This window comes from Saccharothrix longispora, from assembly GCF_031455225.1.
GTDB lineage: Bacteria > Actinomycetota > Actinomycetes > Mycobacteriales > Pseudonocardiaceae > Actinosynnema > Actinosynnema longispora.
Genome location: NZ_JAVDSG010000001.1, coordinates 715,973 through 728,806, shown reverse-complemented (window position 1 = coordinate 728,806; position 12,834 = coordinate 715,973). Strand labels below are relative to the sequence as shown.

At 73.0% G+C, this 12,834-nt stretch carries 9 protein-coding genes; 5 read left to right on the top strand and 4 right to left on the bottom strand.

The window, feature by feature from the left end; genetic code table 11:
• Window positions 1-2: 2 nt before the first annotated feature.
• Window positions 3-443 carry a DoxX family membrane protein gene (locus J2S66_RS03190; protein WP_310303574.1) on the top strand — a complete coding sequence of 147 codons (441 nt, stop codon included), beginning with the start codon at window positions 3-5 and terminating at the stop codon, window positions 441-443.
• 49 nt (window positions 444-492) lie between these two features.
• On the opposite strand, the gene J2S66_RS03185 is transcribed toward J2S66_RS03190, so the two are convergent.
• Complete coding sequence (locus J2S66_RS03185) at window positions 493-1,215, bottom strand: FadR/GntR family transcriptional regulator (protein ID WP_310303572.1); 723 nt, start codon at window positions 1,213-1,215, stop codon at window positions 493-495.
• 41 nt (window positions 1,216-1,256) lie between these two features.
• Between J2S66_RS03185 and J2S66_RS03180 the strand changes: the two genes are divergently transcribed.
• From J2S66_RS03180 to metH, 4 genes are all read left to right on the top strand, one after another.
• The gene (locus J2S66_RS03180) at window positions 1,257-1,985 is read left to right on the top strand and encodes a (Fe-S)-binding protein (RefSeq protein WP_310303570.1); all 729 of its coding nucleotides are present in this window, start codon (window positions 1,257-1,259) and stop codon (window positions 1,983-1,985) included.
• Window positions 1,982-3,376 carry a lactate utilization protein B gene (locus J2S66_RS03175; RefSeq protein ID WP_310303568.1) on the top strand — a complete coding sequence of 465 codons (1,395 nt, stop codon included), beginning with the start codon at window positions 1,982-1,984 and terminating at the stop codon, window positions 3,374-3,376. Before J2S66_RS03180 ends, J2S66_RS03175 begins: the two co-directional genes overlap by 4 nt.
• Complete coding sequence (locus J2S66_RS03170) at window positions 3,373-4,008, top strand: LutC/YkgG family protein (protein WP_310303565.1); 636 nt, start codon at window positions 3,373-3,375, stop codon at window positions 4,006-4,008. Before J2S66_RS03175 ends, J2S66_RS03170 begins: the two co-directional genes overlap by 4 nt.
• A gap of 99 nt (window positions 4,009-4,107) precedes the next feature.
• Window positions 4,108-7,716, top strand: a complete 3,609-nt coding sequence (gene metH / locus J2S66_RS03165; protein WP_310303563.1) for a methionine synthase — start codon at window positions 4,108-4,110, stop codon at window positions 7,714-7,716.
• A gap of 46 nt (window positions 7,717-7,762) precedes the next feature.
• On the opposite strand, the gene J2S66_RS03160 is transcribed toward metH, so the two are convergent.
• The 3 genes from J2S66_RS03160 to J2S66_RS03150 form a co-directional block, all read right to left on the bottom strand.
• Entirely contained in the window at window positions 7,763-8,182 is a 420-nt protein-coding gene (locus tag J2S66_RS03160) for a hypothetical protein (protein WP_310303561.1), read from the bottom strand.
• Between the two features lie 7 nt (window positions 8,183-8,189).
• Window positions 8,190-9,407: a hypothetical protein gene (locus J2S66_RS03155; RefSeq protein WP_310303559.1), complete on the bottom strand. Its 1,218-nt coding sequence runs from the start codon at window positions 9,405-9,407 to the stop codon at window positions 8,190-8,192.
• A 178-nt stretch (window positions 9,408-9,585) separates the two neighbouring features.
• Window positions 9,586-12,657: an efflux RND transporter permease subunit gene (locus tag J2S66_RS03150; protein ID WP_310303557.1), complete on the bottom strand. Its 3,072-nt coding sequence runs from the start codon at window positions 12,655-12,657 to the stop codon at window positions 9,586-9,588.
• Between the last annotated feature and the right edge of the window lie 177 nt (window positions 12,658-12,834).

The window sequence follows — 12,834 nt, the reverse complement described above, 5'->3', positions numbered from 1 at the left end:
TCGTGTCGGCCCGCTTGGGGGAGCGGACCGGGGTGGACGGGAAGGTCGGCCGCTGGGCGGCGCCCGCGCTGCGGGTGTCGCTCGCCGTCGTGTTCGTCTGGTTCGGAGCGCTCAAGGTGACCGGCGACTCGCCGGTCGCGGAGCTGGTCGGAGCCGCCGTGCCGTGGGTGGACCGGGGTGTCCTGGTGCCCGCGCTGGGGTGGTTCGAGATCGCGCTGGGGGTGGCGTTGCTGCTCGGGCGGCTGCCGCGGCTGACGCTGGTCGTCGTGGCGGCCCACCTGGCGGGGACCTTCCTGGTCTTCGTCCAGGCGCCGACCCTGGTGGTGATCGGGGGCAACCCCCTGCTGCTGACCGCGAACGGCGAGTTCGTGCTGAAGAACGTGGTGCTCATCTGCGCCACCCTGGTGCTGCTCCGGGAGGCGTCGGAGCGCGGGAGGCGGTGAGACCACGCGGGTCCGGTCCCCGGTCCTCCCGGGGACCGGGCCCGTACCGCTATCCCCCGGCGTGCCGGGTCCACTCGCGGTGGAAGCCGCGGACGTGCCGGGTCACCCTCGTCGCGGCCAGCTCGGGGTCGCCGGAGCGCACGGCGCGCAGGATGCCCCGGTGCTCGCGGCGCAGCCGGACGGCGGTGCGCGACCAGTCGGGCAGCTCCCGCACGGCGTCGAGCACGGCCTGGTGGATCGCGTCGCGCAACCCCGCCATCACCGCGGTGTTGACCGCGTTGCCCGCGGCGGCGGTGAGGGCAACGTGGAAGTCGGCGTCGAGCTGGTGGAACGCGTCGGCGTCGAGGTCCGGGTCGTCCATGCGGTCGAGCAGCCCGGCGGCGCGGACCAGGTCGGGGTGGTCCGGCCGGCCCGCGGCGGCGCGCACGGAGTGGCTCTCGATCATCACGCGGGTGTCCACGAGGTCGCCCAGGGGCAGCCGCCGGGTCGCGAGGTGCAGCCGCAGGGCCGCGCCGAGGCCGCCCGCCGGGTCGGCGATGACGGTGGTGCCCGCGTCGGGTCCCGAGCCGACGCCGCTGCGCACGACGCCCAGCGCCTGGAGCACCCGGATCGCCTCGCGCACGGTGGGGCGGCTGACGCCCAGCTCCTCGGCGAGCCGCCGTTCGGCGGGCAGCTGCTCCCCCACGCCGAGCCGGCCCGAGACCAGTTCGGACTCCACGTGCCGCAGCACCTCGGCGTACCCGGACACCAGCGCCTCCTGTGGTCTGACCACAGCCCTGGTGTGGTCAGACCACGGAGTCTAGACTCGCCCCGGTGAGAGTCGCGCTGTTCGTCACGTGCCTGGTCGACGGGCTGTTCCCGGACGTCGGCAAGGCCACCGTCCGGCTGCTGGAGCGGCTGGGCCACGAGGTGGTCGTCCCGGCCGGGCAGACGTGCTGCGGCCAGATGCACGTCAACACCGGCTACCCCCGCCAGGCGCTGCCGATCATCCGCAACCACGTGAAGGCGTTCGAGGACGCCGAGGTGGTCGTCACGCCGTCCGGCTCGTGCGCGGGCTCGATCCGCCACCAGCACGCCGACGTGGCCCGCGGGCAGGGCGAACGGGTGTTGGCCGAGGCCGCCGAGGAGACCGCGAAGCGCACCTACGAGCTGTCCGAGTTCCTGGCGGACGTGCTCGGCCTCACCGACGTGGGCGCGTACTTCCCGCACCGCGTCACCCACCACCCCACGTGCCACTCGCTGCGCGTCCTGAAGGTGGGGGACCGGCCGCTGCGGCTGCTGCGCGCCGTGGAGGGCATCGACCTGGTCGAACTGCCCGCGGCGGAGACCTGCTGCGGGTTCGGCGGCACGTTCGCGGTGAAGAACGCCGACACGTCCACGGCCATGCTCGCCGACAAGATGAGCAACGTCATCGGCACCGGGGCGGGCGTGCTGACGGCGGGCGACGCGTCGTGCCTGATGCACATCGGCAGCGGCCTGAGCAGGCTGCGCAGCGGCGTGCGCCCCCTGCACCTGGCCCAGGTCCTGGAGAACACCCGATGACCTTCCTCGGCATGCCCGCCGGACGCGGCAACCTGACCGGCGCGCCCTTCCCCGAGGCCGCGCGCACCGCCCTGAAGGACGCCCAGCTGCGCCGCAACCTGGCCAAGGCGACCACCACGATCCGGGCGAAGCGCGCGGGCGTCGTGGCCGAGCTGCCCGACTGGGCGGAGCTGCGCGCGGCCGGCGCGGCGATCAAGGACCAGGTGCTGGCCGACCTCGACGAGCACCTGGTCCGGTTCGAGGAGGCGCTGACCGCGCGCGGCACCACCGTGCACTGGGCGCGCGACGCCGACGAGGCCAACCGGGTCGTCACCGACCTGGTCCTCGCCACCGGCACCGAGGAGGTCATCAAGGTCAAGTCGATGGCCACCGCGGAGATCGGCCTGAACGAGGCCCTCGCGGCGGTCGGCGTGCACGCCGTGGAGACCGACCTCGCCGAGCTGATCGTGCAGCTCGGGAACGACCGGTCGAGCCACATCCTGGTGCCCGCCATCCACCGCGGCCGGGCCGAGATCCGGGAGATCTTCCGGCGGCACATGCCCGGCGTCGACCCGGACCTCACCGCCGACCCGCGCGCGCTGGCCGAGGCCGCCCGCAAGCACCTGCGGCACAAGTTCCTCACCGTCGACGTGGCCGTCTCGGGCGCGAACTTCGGCATCGCGGACACCGGCTCGCTGGTCGTGGTCGAGTCCGAGGGCAACGGCCGGATGTGCCTCACGCTGCCCCGCACGCTGATCAGCGTGGTCGGCATCGAGAAGCTGCTGCCGTCGTGGCGCGACCTGGAGGTGTTCCTCCAGCTGCTGCCCCGCTCGTCCACCGGCGAGCGGATGAACCCCTACACGTCCGTGTGGACCGGTCCCACCGAGGGGCAGACCAGCCACGTCGTGCTGGTCGACAACGGCCGCACCGCCACCCTGGCCGACCCGGACGGGCGGGCCGCGCTGCGCTGCATCCGCTGCTCGGCGTGCCTGAACTCGTGCCCGGTCTACGAGCGCACCGGCGGCCACGCGTACGGCTCGACCTACCCCGGCCCGATCGGCGCGGTGCTGTCGCCCCAGCTCACGGGCGTCGTGGAGAACCCGACGCTGCCGTTCGCGTCCTCGCTGTGCGGGGTCTGCTACGACGTGTGCCCGGTGGCGATCGACATCCCGTCGATGCTGGTGCACTTGCGCGGCCGGGTGACGGAGGCCAAGCGCACGACGCCCGAGTCCACCGCCATGCGCGCCCTGGCGTGGGTGATGTCCGACGCGCGCCGCTGGCGGCGGTTCACCCGGTTGGGCAAGTTCGGCCGCACGGCGAGCAGGCACGTGCCGCTGCCCGGCTGGTCGGTCGCGCGGGACGTGCCGCGGCCGCCGGAGGAGACGTTCCGCGACTGGTGGGAGGCCCGATGAGCGCCCGTGATGAGGTGCTGGCCCGCGTGCGCCGGGCCAAGGGCCCGGATCAGCCGCCCCCCGTCCCCCGCGACTACCGGGCGGCGGGCACCCGGGAGGTCGACCTGGCGCTGTTCGCCGAGCGCCTGCGCGACTACCGGGCGCGGGTCCGCGTGGTGCCCGCCGACCGGGTCGCCGAGACCGTCGCCGAGGCGTTGCGCGAGCGGGGCGCGCGGACCGTCGTCGCCGCCCCCGGCACCCCTCCCGAGTGGGCCCCTGCGGCGATCCGCACCCCCGTGGGCGTCGCCGACCTCGAACGCGCCGACGCCGTGGTCACCGGCTGCCGCGTGGCCATCGCCGAGACCGGCACGATCGTGCTCGACCACGACGCGCCCGACCAGGGGCCCCGCGCGCTGACCCTGGTGCCCGACTACCACCTGGTGGTGGTGCGCGAGGAGCAGGTCGTGGCCGGTGTGCCGGACGCCGTGGCGCGGCTGGCGGGCGTGCGCACCCAGACCTGGGTCAGCGGCCCGTCCGCGACCAGCGACATCGAGTTGGAGCGGGTCGAGGGCGTGCACGGACCGCGCACCCTGGAGGTCGTCATCGCCTCCCACATGATGGGCGGGACTGACCGGAACGACGATTCCCGGTAGCATCGCGGTGCCGGCCGAGAGGCGCTGCAACGGGCGAGGGCCCGCCACGCTCGGCCACCGGACACGACAAGGGCGCCTCCCACGAAGGGGAGGCTGAGCGTGTCGGAAAAGGCCCTGCGGGAACTGCTCGACCAGCGCGTCGCCGTGCTCGACGGCGCGTGGGGGACGATGCTCCAGGCCGCCGGCCTGACCCCGGCCGACTACCGGGGCGACCTGCTCCCCGACCACTCGCACGACGTCACCGGCGACCCGGACCTGCTCAACCTGACCCGCCCGGACGTCATCCTCGACGTGCACCGCCGGTACCTGGCCGCCGGCGCGGACATCACCACCACCAACACGTTCACCGCGACGTCCATCGCGCAGGCCGACTACGGCCTGGAAGGGCTCGTGCGCGAGATGAACGTGCGCGGCGCGCGGCTCGCCCGGCAGGCGGCCGACGAGGTGGGCGGCCGGTTCGTGGCGGGCTCGGTCGGCCCGCTCAACGTCACGCTGTCGCTGTCGCCCAAGGTGGAGGACCCCGCGTACCGGACGGTGACGTTCGACCGGGTGCAGGCCGCGTACGAGGAGCAGATCGCCGCGCTCGCCGAGGGCGGCGTGGACCTGCTGCTCGTCGAGACGATCTTCGACACGCTCAACGCCAAGGCCGCCGTGACCGCCGCCCGCAAGGTCGCGCCGCACCTGCCGCTGTGGATCTCGGTCACCATCGTCGACCTGAGCGGGCGCACGCTGTCCGGCCAGACCGTCGAGGCGTTCTGGAACTCGATCGCCCACGCCGACCCGCTCGTGGTGGGCGTGAACTGCTCGCTGGGCGCCGCCGAGATGCGCCCCCACGTGCAGGACCTCGCACGCCTCGCGAACACCTACACCGCCAGCCACCCCAACGCGGGACTGCCCAACGCGTTCGGCGGCTACGACCAGACGCCCGAGGAGACCGCCGAACTGCTGCACGGGTTCGCCGAGGAGGGCGTGGTCAACATCGTCGGCGGCTGCTGCGGCACCACGCCCGAGCACATCGCGCGGATCGCGGCGGCGGTCGGGGGCATGAAGCCGCGCGCGCTCCCGCAGGTGCCCGACCGCACCCGGTTCAGCGGCCTGGAGCCGTTCGAGATCGGCCCGGACACCGGGTTCGTGATGATCGGCGAGCGCACCAACGTGACCGGCTCGGCGAAGTTCCGCCGGCTCGTCGAGGGCGAGGACTTCCAGGGCGCGGTGGACGTGGCGCTGGACCAGGTGCGCGGCGGCGCGAACCTGCTGGACGTCAACATGGACGCCGACCTGCTCGACAGCGAGCGGGCGATGACCACGTTCCTCAACCTGATCGCCACCGAACCCGAGATCGCCCGCGTGCCGATCATGGTGGACAGCTCCCGCTGGAGCGTGCTCGAAGCCGGTTTGAAGTGCGTGCAGGGCAAGGGCGTCGTCAACTCCATCAGCCTCAAGGAGGGCGAGGAGCAGTTCCTGGAGCAGGCCCGCCGGGTGCGCGACTTCGGCGCGGGCGTCGTGGTCATGGCGTTCGACGAGAAGGGCCAGGCCGACACCACCGAGCGCAAGGTCGAGATCTGCGGTCGCGCCTACGACCTGCTGGTGGACGAGGTCGGCTTCCCCGCCGAGGACGTCATCTTCGACCCGAACGTGCTGGCCGTCGCCACCGGCATCGCCGAGCACAACGGGTACGCCAAGGCGTTCCTCGACGCGATCCCGCTGATCAAGGAACGCTGTCCGGGCGTGCGGATCAGCGGCGGCATCTCGAACCTGTCGTTCTCGTTCCGCGGCAACGACACCGTGCGCGAGGCGATGCACTCGGCGTTCCTGTACCACGGCGTGCGGCTGGGCCTGGACATGGGCATCGTCAACGCGGGTCAGCTCGCCGTCTACCAGGACATCCCCGCCGACCTGCTGGAACTGGTCGAGGACGTGCTGTTCGACCGCCGCGAGGACGCCACCGACCGGCTGGTCGCGTTCGCCGAGACCGTGGCCGCCAAGGGCAAGCGGAAGGTCGTCGACCTGGCGTGGCGCGAGGGCACCGTGGCGCAGCGGCTGGAGCACGCGCTGGTGCACGGCATCGTCGACCACGTCGTCGAGGACACCGAGGAGGCCCGCCTGGAGGCGAAGCGGCCCCTCGACGTGATCGAGGGTCCGCTGATGGACGGCATGAAGGTCGTCGGCGACCTGTTCGGCTCCGGCAAGATGTTCCTGCCGCAGGTGGTGAAGTCCGCGCGGGTGATGAAGCGGGCGGTGGCGCACCTGGAGCCGTTCATGGACGCCGAGAAGGAGGCCGCCGGCGGCGACATGACCCGCGGCAACGGCAAGGTCGTGCTGGCCACCGTGAAGGGCGACGTGCACGACATCGGCAAGAACATCGTCGGCGTCGTGCTGGGGTGCAACAACTACGACGTGGTCGACCTGGGCGTGATGGTGCCCGCCGCCAAGATCCTGGACACCGCGGTCGCCGAGGGCGCGGACGTGGTCGGCCTGTCCGGCCTGATCACGCCGTCGCTGGACGAGATGGTGTCGGTGGCGGCGGAGATGCAGCGGCGCGGCCTGAAGCTGCCGCTGCTCATCGGCGGCGCGACGACGTCCCGCCAGCACACCGCGGTGCGCATCGCGCCGGTGTACGACCAGCCGACGCTGCACGTGCTGGACGCGTCGCGGGTGGCGGGCGTGGTGTCGGCGCTGCTCGACCGCGACCGGGCCGAGGAGCTGGCCGAGGCGACGCTCGTGGAGCAGCAGCGGCTGCGCGAGGAGCACGAGAACCGGCTGAGCGTGCCGCTGCTCCCCCTGGAGGAGATCCGGGCCAACCCCGAGGTCGTGTCGTTCGACGACCTGCCCGTGCCCGCGTTCACCGGCGTGAAGGTCGTGGAGCCGTCGCTCGCCGAGCTGCGGGGGATGATCGACTGGACGTTCTTCTTCCTGGCCTGGGAGCTGAAGGGCAAGTACCCGAAGATCCTGAAGACCAACCCGGCCGCGCAGGAGCTGTTCGACGACGCGAACACCCTGCTGGACGAGATCGTGGCGGACGGCTCGCTGCGCCCGCGCGGCGTGTACGGCTTCTTCCCCGCGCACAGCGAGGGCGACGACATCGTGGCGGGCACCTGCCGGTTCCCGATGCTGCGCCAGCAGACGCGGAAGCCGTCGGGCCGCCCCAACCGCTGCCTGGCGGACTACGTGGCGCCGTCCGGCGACCACCTGGGCGGGTTCGCGGTGGCGATCCACGGCGCCGACGAGCTCTCCGCGCGCTACGAGGCCGAGCAGGACGACTACCGGGCGATCATGGTGAAGGCGCTGGCCGACCGGCTGGCCGAGGCGTTCGCCGAGCACGTCCACCTGCGGGCGCGGCGCGACTGGTTCGAGCCGGACGCCGACCCGGCGCTGGAGGACCTGCACGCCGAGCGCTTCCGCGGCATCCGGCCCGCGCTGGGCTACCCGGCGAGCCCGGACCACAGCGAGAAGGCCGACCTGTTCGCGCTGCTCGGCGCGGAGGAGGTCGGCATGGCGCTGACCGACTCGTTCGCGATGACGCCGGCGGCGAGCGTGAGCGGGCTGATCTTCGCGCACCCGGGATCGCGCTACTTCACCGTGGGCCGGATCGGCCGCGACCAGGTGGAGGACTACGCGGCGCGGCGGCACGTGCCGGTGGACGAGGTGGAGCGCTGGCTCCGCCCGAACCTGGCCTACGAGCCGGAGGTCCGCGAGCAGGACGCCTGACCGGTGTGCCGGCGGTCCCCCCTCCGGGCAGGACCGCCGGCACCCCTCAGACGAGCCCGGCCGGCTGCTGGTCCGCCGTGCCGTCGACGGCGAGGCCCGGTGTCCCCGTCACCTCGCGCCACGTGCCGTCGGTGCTCGCGACCAGGGCCGCGACCACCTGCCTGACCACCTCGGCCTGCTCGTCCGGGTCACGGGTCGTCCCGAGCGTGTCCGCTACGCGGACGGCGGCGATGGTGGCGCCGCCCACCTGGGCCTGGATGTTCGCCCCGATCCGCCGGCCGCCGGGTCCGCTCCACTGCCCCTGCACGTCGATCCGGACCTTCCCGTACTCCGCGATCGTGCCGGCGCCGCGGAACAGCCCGGTGAAGCCGACCAGCGTGACGGCGTCGTTCAGGTCGTCGCGCATCCGCCGGTTCGGCTCGGTGGAGTTCCTGATGGTTCCGCCTGCGGCGGTGACGATGGGCACGGCCGCCTCACCCGAACTGCCGGGCGACGGACGTGACGTTGGCCCCGAGGAGGATCGGCACACCGACGTCCACAGTGGACTTCACCGTCAGCGCGCCCGAGTCGGAGAAGCTGAACTGGTGCTTCCAGCCGCCCTCGTGCTCGCCCTCGAAGAACGGGAAGAAGCCGTAGGCGGCGGACGCGCGCACCTCTTCCCGCTCCTTCTCGGTGAACGTCGTGGCCGAGGTCGTGGTCACCGTGACGCCGCTGACCACGACGAGTTCGGTGACGAAGTACCGCATCACCCCCTCGGGGCCGAACTCGTCGTCCCACGACGGCGCCTTGCGCTCCCACACGTCGTAGTTGTTCTCCTTGTAGGCGAGGCTCAGCGCCGGGCCGTGGAACCAGGGCTTGTAGCCCTCCAGGTCGGGGTTCGTGCTCGCCTTGGACAGCGGACCGGCCGGGAAGGACACCACGCGCTCGAACTCGGCGTCGATCCGCACCCCGGCCGCGCTGACCGCCTTCGTGTACTTGTCCCAGTGCTCGGACGCCTCACCCGCGAAGAACTCCAGGACGCCGCCGACCTCGCCGCTCGCCCAGGTGTGGTCGACCGACTTCGACGTGGTCGTGCTGTCCAGCACGACCGTCTTCCCCGGGGCGCCGGGGCGCAGCGCGTCCTCCAGTTCCGCGATCGTGCGGTCGTACGCCTTGGTGGCGCCCTGGCCGCCGGCGGCGACCCACAGCCCCACGGCGGCGGGCACGGTGCCCTGCGCCACCTGCTGCCAGGCGGTGTACGCGGCCTGCGCGTCGTCGGGCGCCATGTTCACCTGCGCCCAGTCGTGGAACAGTTGGAGGATGCCGCCGTCCGGCATCTTCGGCGGCGGGTCGCCGTGCAGGTAGTCCATCCAGCGCGGGTAGTCGTCGGCCATGATCCGGCGGAAGTCGCCGGACCGCTCCGGCACCAGGTTGTTGACGATGTCGCCGTAGTGGGCCGACAGGAGGTCGAGTCTGCTCTCGTTCCACTGGTGCGTGAGGGAACCGGGCGGCAGGGCGTCCAGGGTGTTCCAGAGCTCCTCGGAGGTGCTGCCGATCTGCTCGGCGCCCTGGGCGAGCTGGAAGGTGTCCGGGTCGAGGCCGCAGCCGGCGACCACCGCGTTGTACCACTGGGCGGTGAGGGTCTTCATCGCTTTGGCGACGGCGGGATCGGTCGCGCGGGCCGCGTCGGTCGTGACGGTGGGAGCTGCCATGGGGGGACTCCAATCCTCGACGGAGCGTCGATCCGACGGAAGCACCTACCGCGAGATCGACTCCAGCAAACGCCACTATCGGGCGATCCTGAACAACCCGGAGGGATTGCGCGGCGCCGCACCGTGACGGCCCCGCCCTCGTGTTCCGGGGCGGGGCCGTCGGGTCGTGCCCAGGCGATCAGGCGGAGACCGGTTCGCGCTCCTCCGCGGGCCGCTGCTCCCGCTTGGCCGCGCGCCGCTCCTTGCGGCCCTCCACCATCGAGTACAGCGTCGGCACGAGCACCAGCGTCAGCAGCGTGGACGAGATCAGGCCGCCGATCACGACGATCGCCAGCGGCTTGCCGATGAACGCGCCCTCGCCGGTGATGCCCAGGGCCATCGGCAGCAGCGCGAAGATCGTCGCCGCCGCCGTCATCAGGATCGGCCGCAACCGCCGCCGCCCGCCCTCGACCACGGCCTCGCGCACCGGCATCCCCTCGCGCCGGTACTGGTTGACCAGGTCGATCAGCACGATCGCGTTCGTCACCACGATGCCGACGAGCATCAGCATGCCGATCAGCGCGGGCAGGCCGAGCGGCGTGCCGGTGAGCAGCAGCAGCCCGATGGCGCCGGTCGCCGCGAACGGGATGGACACCAGCAGGATGAGCGGCTGCACGAGGCTGCGGAACGTCGCCACCATGATCAGGAAGACGATCGCGATGGCCGCGAGCATCGCCAGGCCCAGGTCGGCGAACGTCTCCGCCTGGTCCGCGCTCACGCCACCGATCGAGTACGACGCGCCGGCCGCCAGGTCGAGCGCGTCGAGCCGCGAGGTCAGCTCCGCGGTGACCGCGCCCAGGTCCGAGCCGGTCGCCTTGGCGGACACGGTGTTGCTGCGCGCGCCGGCGGTGCGGCGCACCTGCACCGGACCGTCCACGACGGACACGGAGGCGACCTGGCCGAGCGTGGCGCCGCCGGGCAGCGGCAGGGCGCGCAGCGCGTCCACGTCGGTGGGCGCGGTGCCGGTGCGCAGCACGACCTGCTGCGGCTCGCCGTCGACCGGCAGCCGGGTCACCGGCACGCCGCGCAGCGCCTGGGCGGCGAACTGGCCGACGGCCTGACCGCTCAACCCCCGCGCGGACGCCGCCGCCCGGTCCACGGTGACCTGCACGCGGGGCGCGCTCACGCCGAGGTCGTCGGTGACCTCGCCGACGCCGGGCGTCCCCGTCACGGCCTGCCGCACCTGGTCGGTCGCGGCCCGCAGGGCCTCCTCGTCGGGCGCGGTGACCAGCACGTCGATGCTGTCCGAGCCGAACCCGGCGGCGGCCGCGCCGAACGTCACCTCCCCGGTGCCCTCGACGCCCTTGATCCGCTCGGTGAGCCGGTCCTGCAACGCCTCCAGGTCGGTGCCCTCGCGCACGGTGGCGCGCAGCGTGGTGTCGCCGCCGCCGCCGAACCCGAAGAACCCGCCACCGCCGCCGATGGTGACCTGGTAGGTCTCCACCTCGTCGGTGTCGTCGAGCACGGCCTCGACCTTGCGCGCGGCCTCGTCGCGGGCGGCGAGGCTGGTGCCGGGCGGCGTCTTCTGCGAGCCCTGGAGCGCCGTGCCGCCTGACTGGTCGATGAAGTTGGTCTCCAGCGAACCGGCGAGGCCGAGCGTGCCGCCGAAGATGAGCAGCGCGATGAGCAGCGTCACCCAGCGCCGCGTGGTGGCGAACCGCAGCACGGGCACGTAGGCGCGCTGCAACGGGCTGCGCTTCTCCTTCTCCAGCACCGCCTGGAGCTCCCGCTCGGCGGCCTCCGGGTCGGTCGGCACGGCCGGGCGCCTGAGGAACCAGAAGGCGAGCACCGGCACGATCGTCAGCGACACCAGCAGGGACGCCAGCAGCGCCACCGTCACCGTGATCGAGAACGGGCCGAACAGCTCGCCCGCGATGCCGCCGACGAACGCGATCGGCAGGAACACCGCGACGGTGGTCAGCGTGGACGCGGTCACCGCGCCCGCCACCTCGCGGACGCCGTCGAGCACGGCGCGCTGCTTGTCCTCGCCGTACCCGAGGTGCCGCTTGACGTTCTCCAGCACCACGATCGAGTCGTCCACCACCCGGCCGACCGCGATGGTGAGCGCGCCGAGGGTGAGCAGGTTCAGCGACAGGTCGCCGGTGTAGAGGGCGATGAGCGCGACCACCACGGACAGCGGGATCGACACCGCGGTGACCAGGGTGGAGCGCAGGGACATCAGGAACAGCAGGATGACGACGACGGCGAACAGCAGGCCGAGCAGGCCCTCGGTGGTCAGGCCGCTGATGGCCTTCTCCACCTCGGGTCCCTGGTCGAACACGACGGTCAGCGTGGAGCCGGCGGCCTCGCCCAGGTCGCCGAGCCTGTCGCGCACCGCGTCGGAGATCTCCACGGCGTTGCCGTCGGCGGTCATGGTGACGCTGAGGCCGAGCGTGTCCCGGCCGTCGGTGCGGTTGATCGCGGTCGCCGGGGCGGGCGCGGACTCGACCGTGGCGACGTCGCCGAGCTTCACCGGCCCGACGGGCAGGTTCCGCAGGTCGTCGACGCTGCCCACGGGGGTGCCGACCTGCACGGACAGCGTCTTGTCGCCGTCGGGCACGGTGCCCGCGGGCACGACGGCGCCCGCGGAGGTGAGCGCGGCGGTCAGCGCCTGCGGGTCGACGCGGGCGGCGCCGAGGCGCGCGTAGTCGACGGTGACGGTGATCGTGCGGTCCCGCTCGCCGCTGACGGTCGCCTCCCGGACGCCCGGGATCGCCTCCAGCTCGGGCACGACCTCGGCGCGCAGCCGGGCCGCGGTGGCGATGTCGTCGTCACCGGAGGTCGCGGCGAGCGCGATGACGGGGATGTCGTCGGTGCCGCCCTGGGCCACGGTCGGCTCGACGCCCTCCGGCAGGCGCGGCTGGAGCCGGTTCACGGCCTGCTGCACCTGCGCGACGGCGGCGTCCAGGTCGGTGCCGTAGACGAACATGACCTGCACGGTCGCGGCGCTCTCGGAGGAACGGGTGAGGACCTGCTCGACGCCGTCGACGCCGCGCACGGCGGACTGGATCGGCTCGGCGACCTGGCTGTCCACGAGGTCCGGCGACGCGCCGGGGTACTGCGCGACGACCACCGCGGCGGGCAGCTCGATGGACGGGAACAGCTGCTGCTTGATCGACGGCAGCATCAACACGCCGAAACCGAGGACGACGAGGCTGAGCAGCCCGACGAGACCTCGGTTGGCCAGGCTCAGCCGAGCCAGCACGGACATCTTCAGGCATCTCCTCGATGGGCGGACCGGTTCGGCGCGGCGGTGCGCGGGCCCGCGGGTGGATGCGCGAACGCTCGCACACCCCACCTGAGAACGGACTCAGGCACGGGCCGGCCGCCACGACCCCACCCAGTGTCCTGACCTGCGGTTACCCCCCGCCGGAGAACTCCACGGCCA

Coding starts and splice junctions, on each gene's coding strand:
- J2S66_RS03175 (WP_310303568.1), top strand. CDS start 1,982: ATGACCTTCCTCGGCATGCCCGCCGGACGCGGCAACCTGACCGGCGCG.
- J2S66_RS03170 (WP_310303565.1), top strand. CDS start 3,373: ATGAGCGCCCGTGATGAGGTGCTGGCCCGCGTGCGCCGGGCCAAGGGC.
- J2S66_RS03155 (WP_310303559.1), bottom strand. CDS start 9,407: ATGGCAGCTCCCACCGTCACGACCGACGCGGCCCGCGCGACCGATCCC.
- J2S66_RS03150 (WP_310303557.1), bottom strand. CDS start 12,657: ATGTCCGTGCTGGCTCGGCTGAGCCTGGCCAACCGAGGTCTCGTCGGG.